The following is an 18,740-nucleotide window of genomic DNA, read 5'->3' as shown; positions in this document are numbered from 1 at the left end:
GCTACCAGCTCACTTCTTCGGCGCGGGCTTGTTGACCTTGACGGTCTCCTGCCCGACCTTGTCGGCTTCCATGGCGTCCGCGTTGTCCTCGAGCGGCTTGCCCTCGGACGTGGTGAACTCCTTCTTGAACTCGTTCACCGCGGCGACCAGCTTGTCGGCGGTCTCGTCCTCGAACTTCCCGGAGTCGCGGATCGCGGCCAGGATCTCCGGGTGCTTGCGGCGGGCCGAGTCGAGGAACTCGAGGTTGAAGCGGCGCACGTCCTCGGTCGGGACCGAGTCGTAGTGGCCGTTCGTGCCCAGCCACACCGTGCAGACCTGCTCCTCGACCGGGATCGGCGAGTACTGCGGCTGCTTGAGCACCTCGTACAGGCGGGCACCGCGCTCGAGCTGCGCCTTCGACGCGTCGTCGAGGTCGGAGGCGAAGGCCGCGAAGGCCTCCAGCTCGCGGTACTGCGACAGGTCGATGCGGAGCGAGCCCGAGACCGACTTCATCGCCTTGACCTGCGCGGCACCACCCACGCGGGACACCGAGATGCCCACGTCGATGGCCGGGCGCTGACCGGCGTTGAACAGGTCCGACTGGAAGAAGCACTGGCCGTCGGTGATCGAGATGACGTTCGTCGGGATGTAGGCCGACACGTCGTTCGCCTTGGTCTCGATGATCGGGAGACCGGTCAGCGAGCCGGCGCCCAGCTCGTCCGACAGCTTCGCGCAGCGCTCCAGCAGGCGGGAGTGCAAGTAGAAGACGTCGCCGGGGAACGCCTCGCGGCCCGGCGGGCGGCGCAGCAGCAGCGAGATCGCGCGGTAGGCGTCGGCCTGCTTGGTCAGGTCGTCGAACACGATGAGGACGTGCTTGCCCTCGTACATCCAGTGCTGGCCGATGGCCGAGCCGGTGTACGGCGCGATCCACTTGAAGCCGGCCGAGTCGGACGCGGGGGCCGCGACGATCGTGGTGTACTCCAGCGCGCCGGCGTCCTCGAGGGACTTCTTCACGGCGGCGATCGTGGAGCCCTTCTGGCCGACCGCGACGTAGATGCAGCGAACCTGCTTCTTCGGGTCGCCGGTCTCCCAGTTGGCCTTCTGGTTGATGATCGTGTCCACGGCGACGGCGGTCTTGCCCGTCTTGCGGTCACCGATGATCAGCTGGCGCTGGCCGCGGCCGATCGGCGTCATCGCGTCGATGGCGGTGATGCCGGTCTGCAGCGGTTCCGACACCGGCTGGCGCTCGACCACCGAGGCGGCCTTGAGCTCCAGCGCGCGGCGCTCGGTGGTCTCGATGTCGCCGAGGCCGTCGATCGCCTGGCCCAGCGGGTTGACGACGCGGCCGAGGTAGCCGTCGCCGACCGGCACCGACAGGACCTGGCCGGTGCGCTTGACCTGCTGGCCCTCTTCGATGCTTTCGAAGTCACCGAGGATCGCGGCACCGATGGAGCGCGCGTCCAGGTTCAGTGCGACGCCCAGGACGCCGCCGGGGAACTCGAGCAGCTCGTTGGCCATGGCCGAGGGCAGGCCCTCGACGTGGGCGATGCCGTCGCCGGCGTCCACCACGGTGCCAACTTCTTCCCGGCTCACGTCCGGGGCGTAACTCGAGACGTAGTTCTCGATCGCGCTACGGATCTCATCCGAGGAGATCGTCAGCTCGGCCATGTCTTTCCCGCTCTCGCTTCGTTCTTGCCAGTATGCAAAGTCTTGTGTGACCTGGGCCTATGCCCGGGCCAGCCGCCTGCGCAACGCCGCGAGCTGCCCCGCCGCGCTCCCGTCGATGACCTCGTCGCCGACGCGGACGACGAGACCGCCGCCGAGCCGGGGGTCGACCTCGACGTGCAGCGCGATCGGCCGCCCGTAGATGGCGTCGAGCTTCGCGCCCAGCTGGGCGACCTGCTCGTCGGTCAGGGCGTTCGCGCTGGTCACGTAGGCCACCGAGCGCTGGCGCCGCTCCGCGGCCAGCTTGACCAGCTTGTCGAGCCCGACGCCGACGCCGCGGCCCTTGGCCCGGCGCACGACCTGCTCGACGAGGGTCTCGGTGACCACGTCCACCTTGTCGGCGAACAGCCCGCGCACCAGCGTGCGCTTGGCGTCGGCGGGCCCGGTCAGGTCCGACAGCGCGGCCTCGAGCTCGGGGTGGTTGGCCACCACGCGCGCGACCTGGAAGAGCTGGGATTCGACGGTGTCGACGTTCCCGGTCTTCTCCGCCGAGGTGAGCAGGGCCGAGCGCCCGAGCGACTCGAGCCCGTCGGTCAGCTCACGGGGGCTGGACCAGCGGCTGCCCGCCACGGTGTCGAGCACCTTCAGGGCCGGTTCGGACAACTTGCCGTCGAACAGCCGGCGCACCAGCCCGGTGCGCGACTCCGCCGTCGCGGAGGCGTCGCTCACCGCCCGGCGCAGGCCGATCTCCCGGTCCAGCAGGTCGACGACCGAGAGCAGCTCGTCGCCGACCGTGGCAGCGTCGGCTCCCGCGTCGGCCAGAACCTCGCCGAGGCGTTCCTCGGCGAGGCCGAGCGCTTCACGGCTCGCAGCATGCAGCGTCATCTCTGGCTACTTCCCCGCTCCGTTGGACGCACCGGTGGTTTCCAGCTCCGCCAGGAACCGGTCGACGGTGCCGCGGCGGCGCGCCTCGTCCTCGAGCGACTCGCCGACGATGCGGCTGGCCAGCTCGACGGCGTTGCGGCCCATGTCGGCCCGCAGCTCCGCGATGATCTGCGCCTTCTGGGCCTGCAGCTGGGCCTGGCCCTGTGCGACGATGCGCTGGGACTCGGCCTCCGCCTCGGCCCGCAGCTCCGCCTTGATCTGCTCGGCTTCGAGCCGGGCGTCGTCGCGGATCTTCGCGGCTTCGGTGCGGGCTTCCTGCAGCTGGGCCTTGTACTTGGCCAGCGCCTCTTCGGCCTCGGCCTGGGCCCGCTCGGCCTTCTCGATGCCTCCCTCGATCTTCTGCGCACGCTCTTCGTACGCGGCCTCGAAGCGAGGGACGACGTACTTCTTGAGGATGAACAGCAGGATCAGGAAGGCGACGATGCCGAGGATCAGCTCCGAGATGTCGGGGATGATCGGGTTGTGCGTTTCGCCCTCTGCGGCGAGGACCAAGGCACTGTTCAGCACGGCGTCTCCTTAAAGCGATGAGCCGAGGACTCAGGCGGCGGAGGCGATGAAGTAGATGACGATGCCGATCAGGGCGAGCACCTCGGTCAGAACGAAGGTCGAGAAGCCGATGCCCTGCAGCTTGCCCTGCGCCTCCGGCTGGCGGGCGGTGCCGTTGATGACGGCGGCGAAGATCAGACCCACACCGATGCCCGGGCCGATCGCGCCCAGGCCGTAACCGATGGCGGCGAGACCGGGGTTGAGGTTGACAGCCTGCTCCGCGGCCTGGGCCAGAACGATGTTGCTCACGTGCATTTCCCTTCACTTCGGTCCACGCGCTCGCGTGGATCGGGGGCTTGTGTTCTCAGTGCTCCGACGCCAGCGCGGCGCCGATGTACCCAGCCGACAGCAGGGCGAAGATGTAGGCCTGCAGCACCTGGATGAAGGCCTCGAGGAACGTCATCCCGATGGCGAAGATCCACGCCACCAGCGAGACCGGCTTCAGGGCCCAGCTCGAGGTCTCGGTCAGCAGGAAGGTGCCGCCGAGGGTGAACACCGCCAGGATCAGGTGACCGGCGAACATGGCGGCGAAAACACGGATGGCGAGCGTCAGCGGGTTGAGGAAGAACTTCTCCGCGAACTCGATCAGCGAGAAGAGCGGCAGCACCGCCTTGGGCACGCCCGGCGGGGCGAGCTCCTTCTTGAAGTAACCGGCGAAACCGTGCCGCTTGAACCCGACGAAGTGGTAGACCGGGTAGACGACGAGGACCGAGAGGGCGACCGGGAAACCGAAGCGCGCCATGGTCGGGAACTGCAGGACGGGGATGATCCCGTAGAGGTTGTTCACCAGTACGAAGGTGAACAATGCGAAAACGAGGGGTACGAACGGCTTGAAGTCCTTCGAGCCGATCTGCTCGCGCGCGATGTTGTTGCGGCTGAAGTCGTAGATCGACTCCGCCACGAACTGCCCCTTGCTCGGGACGACCTGAAGCTTGCGGGTCGCCAGCAGGAAGTACGTCGCGATGATGACGACCGACGCCACGACGAGCAGCATCGGCTTGGTGACCGAGCCGAACAACGGCGGCAACTCGAAGCTTTCGGCGCCGGGCGGCGCGAATACCGCACCCTCGGCCAAAACCAGCGCGCCCACTGGGCTCCTTCCGGTTCTCCCGGCCGGCGTTCACTCCGCCGGGGAATCGTCACGATCTGGACTTAACGTACCCGATACGTATCGGGACGTCGGAGGCGGCTACCCCACCGTCCGCAGAACACACCTTCACGTTCTGCACACGGGGTTGTCTCGCTTGAACACTGCCCTGCGGTCTACTTCGGACCAGCGGCCGGACGGCGGAACTACACGGTCGCCACACTGCTGATCGCGGTTCGTCTCGGGAAGCGCGCGGCCGAGGCCGCCACCCTTGACGCGGACCATACCAGCAGGTCAATCCGTGCCGGACAGGCGTACTCCTAACCAACCGATCAGCCCAGGACTTAGGTCCCGGGTGGTCCCGGGACCCAGGTCCGGTGCGCACCGGGACCCGATCCGGATCACCGCAGGCGGCAGGTCCCGGTCACCGTCCGCAGTCCGCACGCAAGCGCACTCGTGTGGCGCCGGTCACACTCAAGCGGCCGCAGGTGGGTGCACGAAGAGTAACGGAAGGTTACGACGAAACGGACCGCGTCAGGACGGGATGATCGTCGGGATCTTGGTCTTGCGGAAGGCGGCGAACTCGGCCGCGGCGGCGAGCAGGATGGCCACGATCATCGTGATGCCGAGCGACATCGGGTGCAGCGCGGTGACGCCCTTCAGCAGCGTCAGCGCCCCGAAGAGCAGGACGACCTTCACGACGTACCCGCCGAGCGCGATGACCATGACGAACATCGGGTCCTGGCCCGCGCTGAACTTCATCATGCCCAGCGTCGACAGGGACGCCAGCATCGCGAGCACCCCGCCGACGAGCGAGCCGAGGAAGCCGGGCAGGCCGTTGAGGATGCTGAACAGCGCGATGCACACGATCACCGCGGGCGGGGTGACCAGCAGCGAGGCCCTCGTCATCGCGCGGGCCGCCTGCAGCACCACCTTGGCGTGCGGGTTCTCCTGCTCGTGCGTTTCGGTTTCGCTCACTCTGGCTCCCTGCTCGGTTCCCACCCGAGTGTAGAGACCCCGGCGGATCAGGTGCCGGGCTGGTTGCGCGAGCGCAGCCGCGGGACGATCGAGACCACCGCCGCCAAGACCAGGCCGATCCCGATGATCCACAGCGCCGCGACGTCGTCGAACAGCGTCACCGACACCGCGCCGAAGGCCAGCAACCCGGCCCACAGGTAGATCAGCAGCACCGCGCGGCGCTGGGAGTGGCCGATCTCCAGCAGCCGGTGGTGCAGGTGCATCTTGTCGGCGGCGAACGGGCTTTCGCCGCGCCGGGTGCGCCGGACGACCGCCATGATCAGGTCCAGCATCGGCACGAACAGCACGGCCGCCACGACCACCAGCGGGGACAGCAGCGCGATCGCGTCCTTGGCGCTGAACTGCGTGTACGGCACGCGCCCGGACGCCGACGTCGTCGCGCCGGCGAGCATCAGGCCGATCATCATCGAGCCGGAGTCGCCCATGAAGATCTTCGCGGGCTGGAAGTTGTACGGCAGGAAGCCCAGACAGGCGCCGGCGAGGGTGGCGGCGATCAGCGCGGGCGGGTAGGTGCCGACGTCACCGCCCGAGCTGTCGAGCAGGCCGAGGGAGAACGAGCAGGTGGCCGCGGCGGCGATGAAGCCGAGGCCGCCGGCCAGCCCGTCGAGGCCGTCGACGAAGTTCATCGCGTTGACCATGACCACGACCATCACGACGGTGAGCAGTGCGCCCTGGTTCTTGTCGAGCACCAGCACCGAGCCGAACGAGCCGCCGGTGCCGCCCCACGGCACCCAGAACGACACCCACTGCACGCCGAAGATGACCAGGATGCCGGCGCACATGACCTGGCCGGCCAGCTTCGTCCAGGCGTCCAGTTCGAACCGGTCGTCGAGCGCGCCGATCAGCGAGATCACGCCGGCGGCCAGCAGCACGCCGACCGAGTCGAAGGAGGCGTCGAAGCCGTGCGACAGCGCGGGCAGCTGGTGGGCGAGGCCCATCGCGCCGGCGACGCCGAGGTAGATGCCGACCCCGCCCATCCGCGGGATCGGGGCGACGTGCACGTCCCGCGCGCGCGGGTTGGCGATCGCGCCGACGCGGATCGCGACCCGCCGCACGACGCCGGTGAGCAGGTAGGTCACGGCCGTCGCGGTCAGCGCGACGAGGATGTATTCCCGGATGGGGAGCAGACCGGAAGTGGGCGGCACGGGGACGTCACGCTCGCGGGGTCGGGGTCACCCGCGACACGCTATCGTGTCGCGGATCTCGTCGTGATCCGGCTTCAGGCCAAGGATTCCGCGGGCACACCGAGCACCTCCGCGATGGCCGACTTGCTCACCGCGCCCTCGCGCAGCACGACCGGTTCGGTACCGGTGAGGTCCACGACGCTCGAGGCGACGGACTCGCCGCTCGAACCGCCGTCGAGGTACACCGCGACCGAGTCCCCGAGCTGTTCCTGCGCCTCCTGCGCGGTACGGGCCGGCGGCCGCCCGGAGACGTTCGCACTGGAGACGGCCATCGGCCCGACGTCCCGCAGCAGTTCGAGGGCGACGGGGTGCAGCGGCATCCGCAGCATGACGGTGCCGCGGGCTTCGCCGAGGTTCCACTGCAGGCTCGGCGCGTGCGGCAGCACGATGGAAAGGTCACCGGGCCAGAAGGCTTCGATGAGCGCCCTCGCCTGCGGCGGCACGCCCAGCACCAGCCCGTCCACAGTGGACCACGAGCCGACGAGCACGCCGACGGGCATGTCCGGACCGCGGTTCTTGGCCCGCAGCAGCGCCTGCACGGCACCGGCGTCGAAGGCGTCGGCCCCGATGCCGTAGACGGTATCGGTGGGCAGGACGACCAGCCTGCTGGACCGAACCGCCCCGGCGGCGGCGGCCAGCCCGTCGGCCCGGGTCTCGCGCCTGCTGCAGTCGTAGACCACGCTCATGGTGGGCAGCGTAGTCCGGCGGGCCGGGGGGACGTTCGCCGCGTCACAGGGCGGCGGGTGCGGTTCGGCGGGCTCGGGTCCGGAGGCGGTGCCGGCTGCGCAGCGCCGCTTGGGGGCGCCCCCCCGTCTTCCACGCTACCGGCGGGCACCGACAGTTTCCGGCGCTCCCGGCGCGTGCGGCCGGAGTTGTCCACATCGCTCGTCACCTGGGACGCCACTTCGGCAGGTCGAGGCCGGTGGCGAAGCCCGAAGTCGAGTGCCGGTCGGTTCCGGCGACGACCTGGACACCCCGGATCGACAACCGCACCCGGGCCTGATCATTGCCATCGATCTCGCTCCGCGCGGGCGGTGGATGAGGTACCAGCGGCGCCGGAATTGCGGTCAGGACCACCGCGCGCATCCTGTGTGCAGGCCCCGGGGGGGCGCCCCCCGTCTTCCACGCTACCGGCTGGCACCGACAGTTTCCGGCGCTCCCGGCGCGTGCGGCCGGAGTTGTCCACATCGCTCCCCGCATCAAACCAGCGCAGGCCCCGGGGGCGCCCCCGTTTTCCACGCTACCGGCCGGCACCGACAGTTTCGGCCCCTTCCGGCGCGCACGCCCGGGGTTGTCCACAACGCCCGAGCGCACGGCTGACAACCGGCCAGACTTTCGTCGTGGGGCAAGCGGGTAAACCTCGCCCTGAGGCAGAACCGCGACAGCCCGGCTCAATACGGTCGATCTTCGGGAACCACCACCCCCGTGGGTTCCCAGTGAAGGAGCCGCAGATGCGCCCCAGAACCCCGAAAGCGCTCGCCCTGCTCGCCGCCGTCGCCGTTCTCTCCGGGCTCGGCGCCGGGACCGCCGCCGCCGAACCGCTCACCCGTGGCTGGCCCGCGCCGATCGATGCCGCGCACTGGGAGAACCAGGACCACATGACCTGGTCCGACTACCGGAAGGTGCCCGGCACGAACTGGGCCGATCCGACCCTCAAGCCCACCCAGCGCACCTTCAAGGGCGCTGTCGTCCTCGCCGACTACCCGGATCAGGACTTCGTCGTCACGAAACCCGCGAACTCGACCATCTTCGGCAACCCCGGGCCCGCCGCCGCGAACGTTCCGCGGGCGAAGGTCGCGCAGTACTACCAGGACTTCCTCAACAAGCCCGAAGCCCTCAACAACGGCCACACCATCAACGAGTACTGGATGGAGGACTCCGGCGGCCGGTTCGGCGTGCAGCTGACCGCGTTCGGGCCGTACCGGATGCCCGGGAAGTCCTACGAATACGGCATGGAGTTCCAGCCGAGCGCCTGCCCGCCCGGCGCGGACTGCAGCCGTGACCTCCGCAAGGACGCCGGGGACGCCTGGCGCGCCGACGTCGGCGACACCGCGAAGCAGTTCGACTTCGTCTTCTACCTCTCCGCCGGCCAGGACGAGAGCTCGACCTGGCAGGAGTTCGGCGAGATGAAGTTCGGGACGAAGGAAAACGTGCCGGACGCCTTCGGCCCGCCCAACCACGACCTGCCCAACTACGCCGCCACCCGGTACGTGCCGTGGACGTCGTGGGCGTCGGCCGCCAGCATCTGGCCGAACGCCCAGGACGGCAGCTCGGTGCAGGCCGAAAGCTCGGGCCAGTCGACCTACGCCCACGAGTTCAGCCACATCCTCGGCATCGGCGACAACTACAACAACCCGTTCGGCACGCCGCCCTCGCGCAGCTACAGCGGGCCGTGGGACATGCTTTCGCGCGGGACGTTCAACGGCCCCGGCGGCCCGCACACCCGCTGGCAGATCCCGGCGACGCAGGGCAGCTCGATGGGAGCACAGCACCAGCTGCGCAACAAGCTGAAGCTCGGCATCGTCGACCCGGCGGACGTGCTGCAGCTCGACCGCAACGAGCTGGCGAAGACCGGCCCGGTCTCGGCCCGGCTCACCGCGCGGGAGGCCGAAGCGCAGCCCGGTGCGTTCACCGGCCTGAACATCAAGCTCACCGGCGGTGACAAGGCCCCGAAGTGCGACCGGGCGACGGACCCGTTCTGCGACGGCGGCGGCTACGACAACTACACCGTCGAGGTCGTCGACCGGATGGGCTCGGACTCCTTCACGCCCGACTCCGGCGTGCTGATCACCAAGACGAAGAACAAGGACAACGCCCCCTTCGACTGGGTGATCGACGCGAACCCGCAGGACATCGGCATCACCGATTACACGAAGCCCGACGGCACGCCGGTGAAGATCACCATCGGTGACTACCGCCAGCTCAACGACGCCCTGTTCAAGGCGGGCACGGAGGCGGCGAGCCCGTACGAGTACACGGACCAGGCCAACCGCCTGCGCTTCCTGATCACGGACGTGGCCCGCGACCGCCGCGGCATCCTGTCGTACACGGTGACGGTGGCGTCCCTGGACGGCTCGGGCAGCCAGTCCCGCGGCGCGGCCCTGACCCCGGCCCTGCCGGCCATCGCCCGCGGCGGCTTGGCCACGTGCGACTTCGGCTTGCTGAACACGGGCGCGGCCCGCGGGGCGCAGGCCCCGTACGACACGGACACGTACCGGCTGACCGTGTCGACGGACGCCCGCGGCTGGCAGGTGAAGCTGCCGAACGAGCTGGCCACGGCCAAGTTCGGCGGCCACGTGAAGGTGCCGGCGTACGCCAAGCGAAGCCAGGGCGGCGATCTGGCGGCCCGGGTGAAGCTGACGGCGACCTCGGTGAGCGACCCGTCGAAGACCGCGACGGCGAGCTGCACGGCGTTCGGCTTCTAGTGGTGAGGGCCTTGTTGTCCACAGCTCGGCCGGGTTGTGGACAACAAGGCCGCTCGCCGGCGGCTTTCCCGGCTTTTCGTCGGTGGCCGCCGCTAGCGTGGAATCGGGGGCTGCTCAGGACGCCCAGCCCCTGGACAGCGCGCTTGCGGCAATGTCCGCAGCGGCTGCTTGGCAAGGACTCGAACGCGCCACAACCCGGGCCGGCGGAACCAGCCGCTCGCGTCGGCTCGGCGACGAGCGCCCGGCCTGCTCGACCATGGCCGTCAGCTCGGCAGTGTTCCACTGGGCTCCGGTTGCTTCGAGCACCGCGGCCACACCCGGCGGGGCGGAACACCTGCGAAAGGGAACCCGCGAGCGATGAATCCGCGAAGGCCGGCCGCGCTCTCGCCCGCAGGTCGTCAACGAACTCGAAGACCGCGACGGCGGGCTGCACGGCGTTCGGGTTCCAGCAGCTCTCCAGCGAGCAACCATCCGCCGATCCGAGTCCGGCAATCCCGAATGCCCTCTGAACCGAGCCGGAGCTGCAGCAGGCCCGCCTTTCCGGCCTTTCGCTGATGGGGGTCGATCAGCCGGCCACAATCGGGCGGTGCCGGTCGCGCGGCCGGACACCAAGTCGCCTACTGCCCGGGTTTCGCGATCCGCCGCATCACCGGCCTCTCCCGGGCCACGCCAGAACCGACGCCCGGAACGCGTTCGTCATCGCTGTGCCGCACACACTGCGGCCGGTCGACGTCGGCGGCGACGCGTCGGCCGAGCCGGCGGGGCTGGGCCGGACGCCGGCGAAGCCGCCCGCATCGGCAACCGCACCCGCGGCCTGCTCACCGGCATCCACCTCCAGCACACGACCGGCCCGCGGACAGCCACCCGGCGGTGCTGGAAATCCTCTCGCGCTGCAGCGGCCCGGCCGGCATCGCAAGGCCGCCGCCGGCTGACCGCGATCGCCGGGGTCCACGCATCCCGCTGGTCGAGGCGACCATGACCGCTCTGGGCGAGCAGACTGTCACCGGCGCGGCTTGACAACCATGTAGGCGAAGGCTGCTCAGCCCAGCCGCCGCGCGGTCACGAATCGCGCCCGGCCCGTCAGATCGGCATGGTCCTCGACCCCCGTGAGCACCCGCCGCGCCCGCACCAGCGCCGGCACCGCCGAGCCGTGCGTGTCGTCGTGCTCGATCGCCAGTCCTCCCCCCGGACGCAGCAGGCGCGCGCCGGCTGCGATCGCGTGGCGGATCACCGCCAGCCCGCTCTCCTCCGCGAACACCGCTCGCGGGGGGTCGTGCTCGGCCACCTCCGGCGGTACCGGGGTCCCCTCCGGGACGTACGGCGGGTTGCACAGCACCAGGTCGACCAGGCCGTCGAGCTCGGCGAACATCGTCGGGTCGCCGATGTCGCCCGAATAGAGCCGGATCGGGGTGTTGCCCGCTTCGGCGTGGACGTCCGCGTTGTGCCTGGCCCAGGCCAGGGCCTGCGGGTCGATGTCCACCGCGTACACCACCGCGTCCGGGCGGGCGTGGGCCACCGCCAGCGCCAGCGCGCCGGAACCCGTGCACAGGTCCACCACCACCGGGAACTCGCGGCCCTGCAGGAACTTGACCCCCCACTCGAGCAGCAGCTCCGTCTCCGGCCGCGGGACGAACACACCGGCACCGACCGCCACCGTGATGTCGCCGAGCGCGGCCCAGCCGGTCAGGTACTGCAGCGGGATGCGCTTGGCGCGCTGCTGGACGAGCTGGCCGATGGCCTCGATGACCGGCGGGTCGACCAGTGGCACCATCGGCAGCCTGCCGCGTTCGACCCCGAGCACGTGCGCGGCGATCACCTCGGCGTCGAACCTCGGCGAGGCGACGCCCGCGCGCTCGAGGATGCGGGTGGCCTCGATGATGGCCAGGCGCAGCGGCTGCCGGTTCACTCGTCGTCCTTCACCTCGTCGAGCCTGGCACACCAGGCGGAACTCCCCCGTGAGGACACGCGCCGGTCCCACGCCGTCCAGCGTATCGAGGCACCCCCGGCGCGCAGGCGACAAGTCCGGGTGCCGGGACCCTGATCGGCCCGATCTTCTAGGATGCAGGTCACCGGGTCGGGGATTCGCCTGCTCCACGGCACCGCCCGAACCGTTCCGCACCGAACCTCCGGGGAGCCCCGCAGTGCCCACAGAGCCGATCACCCGCCGGGTGGCGTTCATCTTCCCGATCTACAACGAGGAAGAGAACATCGACCTGCTGCACCGGACGGTGGACGAGGTGACCCGCCCGCTCGCCGGCAAGTACGACTTCAGCTTCCTGTACGTCGACGACGGCAGCCGGGACGGTTCGCTGGCCAAGCTCACCGAGCTCAGCACCCGTGACGAGCGCGTCACCGTGGTCGAGCTGAGCCGCAACTTCGGGCACCAGATGGCCGTCACCGCCGGGCTGGACCTGGTCGACGCGGACGCCGTCGTCATCATGGACAGCGACATGCAGGACCCGCCGCGGGTCGCCCTCGAGCTGATCGAGAAGTGGGAAGAGGGCTTCGACGTCGTCTACGCGCAGCGCCGCTCCCGCCAGGACTCGCCGTTCAAGAAGATCACCGCCGGCGGGTTCTACTGGTTCCTGCGGAAGATGGCCGCGGTCGACATCCCGAAGAACACCGGCGACTTCCGGCTGATCGACCGCAAGGTGGTCGACGAGCTGCGCAAGTACCGCGAGCGCGACCGCTTCCTGCGCGGACTGGTCAGCTACATCGGCTTCAAGCAGACCGCCGTGCTGTTCGACCGCGACAAGCGGCACGCCGGCGTCACGGGCTACCCGCTGCGCAAGATGCTGCGCTTCGCCGCCGACGGCATCCTCGGCTTCTCGGTGACGCCGCTGCGGATGATCACACGCATGGGCTACCTGATCTCGTTCCTGAGCTTCGTCGGGATCCTGTACGTCGGCGGCGTCAAGCTGTTCGCCCCGGAGACCGCGGTGCCCGGCTGGGCGTTCCTCGGGATCGCGATGTTCTTCCTCGGCGGGATCCAGATCATCATGCTCGGCGTGCTCGGCAGCTACATCGGCCGCACGTACTCCCAGGTGCAGAACCGGCCGCTGTACGGCGTCGCGTCGGTGCGCACCGGGGTGGCGGTCGAGGCCCGCGAGGGCGCCGACGCGGGACGAGGCGCCCGGTGAAGCTGATCTCGGCGACCCAGCTGCGCTTCGGGCTGGTCGGCGTGGCGAACACCCTCGTCGACGCCCTCGGCTACGCGCTGCTGGTGACGCTGGGCGTCCCGCTGTTCGTGGCGAACTTCATCTCCACGACCACGGGCATGCTGCTCAGCTTCACGCTGAACCGGAACTTCACCTTCCGCGCCAAGGACGGTGACGTCCGCCGCCAGGCGCTGCTGTTCTTCGCCGTCACCGCGTTCGGACTGTGGGTGGTGCAGGCGGCGATCATCTTCGGGGTCACCAGCGCGTTCCCCGGGGTGAACGTGCTGATCCCGAAGTTCGCCGGGATCGTGGTCGGCCTGGTCTGGAACTACGTGCTCTACCACAAGGTCGTCTTCCGGCACCGGCCCGCGGCGGCGGCCGAGGCGCCGGTCGCGGAGGTTACGCATGACTAGCACCGCCGTCCCGTCCCGGGTCGCCGACCAGCCCGCTCCGGAGGCCCCGGAGCAGGCCCGCGCGAGCCGCTGGGCCTGGCTGAACGGCGACTACGCCCGCGTCTTCGCCGTGGTGCTGGCCTGGAACGTGGTGCTGATCGCGCTGGCGTACCTGTTCGCGCCGTCCAGCCCCACCGACGAGGGCATCCCGAAGACCGGCATCGGCTCGACGATGAGCCTGCTGGCGCACACCTACCGGTGGGACGCCGGCAACTACGGCGAGATCGCGATGCACGCCTACACCGGCAGCTACGCCCCGACGCGGGCGTTCTACCCGGTGTTCCCGCTGCTGGTCTGGCTGGTGCAGACGGTCAGCTTCGGCACGATCGGCCTGCTGGTCGCCGGGTTCCTGGTCAACCTGGTGGCCACCTGGCTGGCCGCGGTCGCGCTGCTGAAGATCGGCCGCCACTTCTTCGCGGGCGAGCGGGCGCCGTGGCTGGTCGTCGCGGCGTTCCTGACCGCGCCCGCCGCGTTCTTCCTGCACTCGTTCTACAGCGAGGCGGTGTTCTGCGCGCTGGGCTTCTGGGCCTACCTGTTCGCGCTGCGCCGCCAGTGGCTCTGGATGGGCCTGACGCTCATCCCGCTGACGGCCTCCCGCATCACGGCGGCGGTCTTCGTCGGCCTGTGCTTCCTGGAGTTCTGGCGGTCGAAGGACTGGAAGCTGCGCGGCCTGCTGTCGTGGAACCTGCTGTGGTTCCCGGCGGCGTTCGCCGGCCTGGCCGCCGTGATGGTCGCGATGAAGATCCAGACCGGGGACTTCTTCGGCAGCTTCAACGCGCTCAAGGGCGTGCGGGAGTGGTCGTACCACAAGTTCAACCCGAACATCCTCGAGACGCTGTGGCGCGAAGCCAAGATCACCGGCCACGCGCTGCTCGGCGACACGAAGATGGACGCGTGGACGCTGATGAGCCACGTGCTGCCGATGATCGGGCTGGCGCTGCTGTTCGTGAGCTCGGTGTACGTGCTGGTGGCGCTGCGGTCGAAGGGTGTCCCGCTGGCGCTGTTCGGGTTCGCGTCGATCGTGATGCTGACGATGAACAACAACGTGGTGTCGGTGCACCGCTACCTGCTGCCGTGCCTGGTGATGTACGTGGCGCTGGTGCTGTTCGGCGAGCGCCGCCCGCAGCTGCGCGGCGCGGTGCACGTCGTGCTGTACGCGAACGCGCTGGTCTGCGGGATGATCTACCTGCGCTTCATCACCGGCTTCTGGTCCGGCTGATGCGGATAATGCACCAGGTCGTCACGTTCGACGCGGCCGACCTCGCCGCCGAGAGCCGCTTCTGGGCGGGCGTGCTCGGTGGCGAGGTCGACGAAGACGGCGACTGGCACATGGTGCTGGTGGACGGGGCACCGCGGATCGGGGTGCAGCTCGCGCCGGACCACGTGGCGCCGGAGTGGCCGGACGGCCCGGTCAAGCAGCAGATCCACCTCGACCTGTGGGTCGAGGACTTCGCGGAAGCGCACGAGCAGGTAATGGCCCTCGGCGCACAAGTCCTGAAGCCGGCTGCGGGCAGCACCTCGGGCGACGACTTCCAGGTGTACGCCGACCCGGCCGGTCACCCGTTCTGCCTGTGCTGGCTGGTCGCCCGTCAGCCGGCCACTCAGCCCGGCTGAGGTCGTGTCGACCCGCCAAACACGCGTGTCGACCCTCTGATCACGCGTGTCGACCCTCCGTTCACGGACCGGAAGCCCCGGCTCCTGCGTAAAGGGTCGACACGCGTGATCAGGAGGTCGACACGGCGTCAGCCCGACTGGGCTGCCAGGCGCTCCTCGCGGTCCGCGGTCGCCAACGCGTCCAGCACGCCGTCCAGGTCGCCGTCCAGGACCTGGTCCAGGTTGTACGCCTTGTAGTTCACCCGGTGGTCCGAAATGCGGTTCTCCGGGAAGTTGTACGTCCGGATCCGCTCCGAGCGGTCGACCGTGCGGACCTGGGACTTGCGCGCGTCCGACGCCTTCGCCGCCGCCTCCTCCTCCGCGATGGCCTGGAGGCGGGCCTGCAGCACCTGCAGGGCGCGGGCGCGGTTCTGGATCTGGGACTTCTCGTTCTGGCAGGACACCACGATGCCGGTCGGCAGGTGGGTGATCCGGACCGCCGAGTCCGTCGTGTTGACGCTCTGGCCGCCCGGGCCCGATGACCGGAACACGTCGATGCGCAGGTCGTTCGGGTCGATCTCGACCTCGACCTCCTCCGGCTCCGGGTAGATCAGCACCCCGGACGCCGACGTGTGGATGCGGCCCTGGGACTCCGTCGCCGGGACGCGCTGGACGCGGTGCACGCCGCCCTCGAACTTCAAGCGGGACCACACCCCGTCGACGTCGGCCGCCTTCGTCTTGATCGACAGCGTGACGTCCTTGAAGCCGCCCAGGTCGGAGTCCACCGAGTCGAGGACTTCCGCCTTCCAGCCGTGGCGCTCGGCGTAGCGCAGGTACATCCGCAGCAGGTCGCCGGCGAACAGAGCCGACTCCTCGCCGCCCTCGCCGGACTTGATCTCCATCACGACGTCGGAGCCGTCGTACGGGTCGCGCGGCAGCAGGAGCTCGGTGAGCCTCGACTCCAGCTCGGGGATCTTCGCGGCCAGCTGCTCGGCCTCCGCGGCGAACTCCGCGTCCTCCGAGGCCATCTCCCGCGCGGCCGAGAGGTCGTCACGGGCCGTATCGAGCTCGTGGACCGCGCGGACCACCGGCGTCAGCTCGGCGTAGCGGCGGCCGAGCTTGCGGGCGCGCGCCTGGTCGGCGTGCACCGCCGGGTCCGCCAGCTGCCGCTCCAGCTCCGCGTGCTCGGCGAGCAGCCCCTTGAGCGAGCTCGAATCCACCTTCAGCCACCTCTCAGCCCGGGAAACAACCATAAAGAACGGCGCCCACCCGGGAGTACCGGATGGGCGCCGTGGAAAAAGCTACTTGGCGTCGGCCTTCTTCTGGCGCTTGCCGTAGCGAGCCTCGAAGCGCGCGACCCGGCCACCGGTGTCCATGATCTTCTGCTTGCCCGTGTAGAACGGGTGGCAGTTCGAGCAGATCTCGACGTGGATGTTGCCGCTGGTCTTGGTGCTGCGCGTGGTGAAGCTGTTGCCGCAGTCGCAGTTCACTTCGGTGACCACGTACTCGGGGTGAATACCGCTCTTCATGGTGTCCTCTCTCGTTGGCTCCGGGTCCCCAGTCGTCCACGGGGTGAACCGGCGCCGGACTTCAGCGGGTAATTCTGCCAGACGGGCAGACGTGTACTGGAACGCACCCCGCTGACCAGCTATTCCCACCGCGAAGGGGCCTCCCCGGCGCACCGGGAAGGCCCCCTCGCAAGACGGGACTCAGTCGTCTTCGCCGCCGCCGAGGGCGGTCTTCGAGACCTGCATCAGGAACTCGACGTTGGTCTTCGTCTTCCGCAGGCGCGAGATCAGCAGGTCGATGGCCTGCTGCGAGTCGAGCGCGTGCAGCACCCGGCTCAGCTTCACCGTGACCGCGAGCTCGTCCGGCGAGAGCAGCAGCTCGTCCTTGCGGGTACCGGACGGGTTGACGTCGACCGCCGGGAACACGCGGCGCTCGGCGATCTTCCGGTCGAGCTTGAGCTCCGCGTTACCGGTGCCCTTGAACTCCTCGAAGATGACCGTGTCCATCGTCGAGCCGGTCTCGACCATCGCCGTGGCGAAGATGGTCAGCGAGCCGCCGTTCTCGATGTTGCGGGCCGCACCGAGGAACCGCTTCGGCGGGTACAGCGCGGTCGAGTCGACACCACCGGACAGGATCCGGCCGGACGCCGGGGCCGCCAGGTTGTACGCGCGGCCGAGGCGGGTGATCGAGTCGAGCAGCACGACGACGTCGTGGCCCATCTCGACCAGGCGCTTGGCCCGCTCGATCGACAGCTCCGCGACCGACGTGTGGTCGGACGGCGGCCGGTCGAAGGTCGAGGCGATGACCTCGCCCTTCACCGAGCGCTGCATGTCGGTGACCTCTTCCGGACGCTCGTCGACCAGGACGACCATCAGGTGGCACTCGGGGTTGTTCGTGGAGATCGCGTTGGCGATGTCCTGCATGATCGTGGTCTTACCGGCCTTCGGCGGCGACACGATCAGGGCGCGCTGCCCCTTGCCGACCGGCATGATCAGGTCGATCACGCGGGTGGTGAGCTTGTGCGACTCGGTCTCGAGGCGCAGCCGCTCGTTCGGGTACAGCGGGGTCAGCTTGGTGAAGTCGGGACGCCGCTTGGCCTCGTCCGGCTCCAGGCCGTTGATCGAGTCGACGCGCACCAGCGGGTTGAACTTCTGCCGCTGCTGCTCGCCCTCGCGCGGCTGGCGCACCACACCGGTGATGGCGTCACCGCGGCGCAGGCCGTACTTGCGGACCAGTGACAGCGAGACGTACACGTCGTTCGGGCCGGCGAGGTAGCCGGAGGTCCGCACGAACGCGTAGTTGTCCAGCACGTCCAGGATGCCCGCGACAGGCAGCAGGACGTCGTCCTCGCGGATCTCGGTGTCCGGCGAGCCGCCTTCGGCCCGGCCGCCACCGCTGCCCCGGCGACGGCGGTCGCGGAAGCGACGGCCGCGACGGCCGCCTTCCTCGTCGTCGTCCGGCTGCTGGTTGCGGTTGTCACCGCGGTTGCCGTCGCCGCGGTTGCCGTCCTGCTGGTTGCGCTGGCGGTCACCGCGGTTGCCGTCCTGGCGGTTGTCACCCCGGTTGTCACCGCGGTTGCCACCGCCCTGGCGCTGCTGGTCGCGGTTGCGGTCGCCGCCCTGCTGGCGGTCGCCCTGCTGGCGGTCACCGCCCTGCTGGCCGTCCGGGGACCCGGCGGCGCGGTTGGAGCCGCGGCGACGGCGGCTGCGGCCGCCCTCCTCGGCCTGGCCGTCCTGGCCCTGCTGGGCGTCCGGCCGGTCCTGCTGCGGGCGCTCGGCCTGCGGCCGGTCGTCCGACGGCGTGGAGGCGGGCGCCTCGGCCTTCGGCTCCGGCTTGGTCTCCGACGGCGCGGCGGGCGCCTCGGCCTTCGGCTCGGCCTTGGGGGCCGCCGCCTTCACCGGCTCGCCGACGCCCTCGAGCGGCAGCGTCTCGGCCGCCGCACGCGGCTTGCGGGACTTGCCCTGACGCTCGCGGATCGCGGCGATCAGGTCGCCCTTGCGCATGCCCGTCGTCTCGCCGACGCCGAGCTCCCCAGCCAGCGAACGCAGTTCGGCGACGGTCTTACCGGTCAGCCCGCCGACCGTCCGCTTGGGAGCGGGGGCGGTGCCGTTCGTCTCGGCCGTGCCGCTCACGTCGCTCAAAAGATCGGTGTTGCTCAC

At 69.8% G+C, this 18,740-nt stretch carries 17 protein-coding genes and 1 pseudogene; 6 read left to right on the top strand and 12 right to left on the bottom strand.

Going from position 1 to position 18,740, the window contains the following annotated elements; genetic code table 11:
- Positions 1-9: 9 nt before the first annotated feature.
- The 8 genes from atpA to HUT10_RS35615 all read right to left on the bottom strand — a co-directional run bounded on the left by atpA (position 10) and on the right by HUT10_RS35615 (position 7,130).
- Positions 10-1,647 carry a F0F1 ATP synthase subunit alpha gene (gene atpA / locus HUT10_RS35650; protein WP_176175201.1) on the bottom strand — a complete coding sequence of 546 codons (1,638 nt, stop codon included), beginning with the start codon at positions 1,645-1,647 and terminating at the stop codon, positions 10-12.
- Positions 1,648-1,704: 57 nt separating this feature from the next.
- The gene (locus HUT10_RS35645; protein ID WP_176175200.1) at positions 1,705-2,529 is read right to left on the bottom strand and encodes a F0F1 ATP synthase subunit delta; all 825 of its coding nucleotides are present in this window, start codon (positions 2,527-2,529) and stop codon (positions 1,705-1,707) included.
- Positions 2,530-2,535: 6 nt separating this feature from the next.
- Positions 2,536-3,096, bottom strand: coding sequence for a F0F1 ATP synthase subunit B (locus HUT10_RS35640; RefSeq protein WP_176175199.1), 561 nt, complete (start codon positions 3,094-3,096; stop codon positions 2,536-2,538).
- A 30-nt stretch (positions 3,097-3,126) separates the two neighbouring features.
- Complete coding sequence (locus tag HUT10_RS35635; protein WP_176178191.1) at positions 3,127-3,384, bottom strand: ATP F0F1 synthase subunit C; 258 nt, start codon at positions 3,382-3,384, stop codon at positions 3,127-3,129.
- A 55-nt stretch (positions 3,385-3,439) separates the two neighbouring features.
- Entirely contained in the window at positions 3,440-4,225 is a 786-nt protein-coding gene (gene atpB, locus HUT10_RS35630) for a F0F1 ATP synthase subunit A (RefSeq protein WP_176175198.1), read from the bottom strand.
- A 531-nt stretch (positions 4,226-4,756) separates the two neighbouring features.
- On the bottom strand, positions 4,757-5,200 hold the full coding sequence (locus HUT10_RS35625) for a hypothetical protein (RefSeq protein ID WP_176175197.1): 444 nt from the start codon (positions 5,198-5,200) through the stop codon (positions 4,757-4,759).
- 47 nt (positions 5,201-5,247) lie between these two features.
- Positions 5,248-6,405 (bottom strand): glycosyltransferase family 4 protein, encoded by a 1,158-nt coding sequence (locus HUT10_RS35620; protein WP_176175196.1) that lies wholly within the window; start codon positions 6,403-6,405, stop codon positions 5,248-5,250.
- Positions 6,406-6,479: 74 nt separating this feature from the next.
- On the bottom strand, positions 6,480-7,130 hold the full coding sequence (locus HUT10_RS35615; protein WP_176175195.1) for an L-threonylcarbamoyladenylate synthase: 651 nt from the start codon (positions 7,128-7,130) through the stop codon (positions 6,480-6,482).
- 765 nt (positions 7,131-7,895) lie between these two features.
- Here HUT10_RS35615 and HUT10_RS35610 point away from each other — a divergent pair.
- Entirely contained in the window at positions 7,896-9,869 is a 1,974-nt protein-coding gene (locus HUT10_RS35610) for a M6 family metalloprotease domain-containing protein (protein WP_176175194.1), read from the top strand.
- Positions 9,870-10,472: 603 nt separating this feature from the next.
- Positions 10,473-10,781 (top strand): annotated as a pseudogene (locus HUT10_RS51360) (IS110 family transposase); the annotation flags it as partial.
- A gap of 127 nt (positions 10,782-10,908) precedes the next feature.
- Here the strand turns inward: HUT10_RS51360 and prmC are convergent.
- The gene (gene prmC, locus HUT10_RS35605; protein ID WP_176175193.1) at positions 10,909-11,775 is read right to left on the bottom strand and encodes a peptide chain release factor N(5)-glutamine methyltransferase; all 867 of its coding nucleotides are present in this window, start codon (positions 11,773-11,775) and stop codon (positions 10,909-10,911) included.
- A 235-nt stretch (positions 11,776-12,010) separates the two neighbouring features.
- Here prmC and HUT10_RS35600 point away from each other — a divergent pair, with 235 nt between their 5' ends.
- The 4 genes from HUT10_RS35600 to HUT10_RS35585 are packed head-to-tail and all read left to right on the top strand — an operon-like array spanning position 12,011 to position 15,093.
- Complete coding sequence (locus tag HUT10_RS35600; RefSeq protein WP_176175192.1) at positions 12,011-13,009, top strand: glycosyltransferase family 2 protein; 999 nt, start codon at positions 12,011-12,013, stop codon at positions 13,007-13,009.
- Positions 13,006-13,440 (top strand): GtrA family protein, encoded by a 435-nt coding sequence (locus tag HUT10_RS35595; protein ID WP_176175191.1) that lies wholly within the window; start codon positions 13,006-13,008, stop codon positions 13,438-13,440. The genes HUT10_RS35600 and HUT10_RS35595 overlap by 4 nt, the downstream gene beginning before the upstream one ends.
- Positions 13,433-14,698 carry a mannosyltransferase family protein gene (locus tag HUT10_RS35590; protein WP_176175190.1) on the top strand — a complete coding sequence of 422 codons (1,266 nt, stop codon included), beginning with the start codon at positions 13,433-13,435 and terminating at the stop codon, positions 14,696-14,698. Before HUT10_RS35595 ends, HUT10_RS35590 begins: the two co-directional genes overlap by 8 nt.
- Positions 14,698-15,093 carry a VOC family protein gene (locus tag HUT10_RS35585; protein WP_176175189.1) on the top strand — a complete coding sequence of 132 codons (396 nt, stop codon included), beginning with the start codon at positions 14,698-14,700 and terminating at the stop codon, positions 15,091-15,093. Before HUT10_RS35590 ends, HUT10_RS35585 begins: the two co-directional genes overlap by 1 nt.
- A 128-nt stretch (positions 15,094-15,221) precedes the next feature.
- Here the strand turns inward: HUT10_RS35585 and prfA are convergent, their stop codons facing one another.
- The 3 genes from prfA to rho form a co-directional block, all read right to left on the bottom strand.
- The gene (gene prfA / locus HUT10_RS35580) at positions 15,222-16,292 is read right to left on the bottom strand and encodes a peptide chain release factor 1 (RefSeq protein ID WP_176175188.1); all 1,071 of its coding nucleotides are present in this window, start codon (positions 16,290-16,292) and stop codon (positions 15,222-15,224) included.
- A gap of 81 nt (positions 16,293-16,373) precedes the next feature.
- Entirely contained in the window at positions 16,374-16,601 is a 228-nt protein-coding gene (gene rpmE, locus HUT10_RS35575) for a 50S ribosomal protein L31 (RefSeq protein WP_176175187.1), read from the bottom strand.
- Between the two features lie 180 nt (positions 16,602-16,781).
- Complete coding sequence (gene rho / locus HUT10_RS35570; protein WP_176175186.1) at positions 16,782-18,740, bottom strand: transcription termination factor Rho; 1,959 nt, start codon at positions 18,738-18,740, stop codon at positions 16,782-16,784.

It is taken from the genome of Amycolatopsis sp. Hca4 (genome assembly GCF_013364075.1).
Lineage (GTDB): Bacteria > Actinomycetota > Actinomycetes > Mycobacteriales > Pseudonocardiaceae > Amycolatopsis.
The sequence above is the reverse complement of the archived record's forward strand: the minus strand, read 5'-3'. Positions and strand labels throughout refer to the sequence as shown.

Coding starts and splice junctions, on each gene's coding strand:
- atpA (WP_176175201.1), bottom strand. CDS start 1,647: ATGGCCGAGCTGACGATCTCCTCGGATGAGATCCGTAGCGCGATCGAG.
- HUT10_RS35645 (WP_176175200.1), bottom strand. CDS start 2,529: ATGACGCTGCATGCTGCGAGCCGTGAAGCGCTCGGCCTCGCCGAGGAA.
- HUT10_RS35615 (WP_176175195.1), bottom strand. CDS start 7,130: ATGAGCGTGGTCTACGACTGCAGCAGGCGCGAGACCCGGGCCGACGGG.
- HUT10_RS35610 (WP_176175194.1), top strand. CDS start 7,896: ATGCGCCCCAGAACCCCGAAAGCGCTCGCCCTGCTCGCCGCCGTCGCC.
- HUT10_RS35590 (WP_176175190.1), top strand. CDS start 13,433: ATGACTAGCACCGCCGTCCCGTCCCGGGTCGCCGACCAGCCCGCTCCG.
- HUT10_RS35585 (WP_176175189.1), top strand. CDS start 14,698: ATGCGGATAATGCACCAGGTCGTCACGTTCGACGCGGCCGACCTCGCC.
- rpmE (WP_176175187.1), bottom strand. CDS start 16,601: ATGAAGAGCGGTATTCACCCCGAGTACGTGGTCACCGAAGTGAACTGC.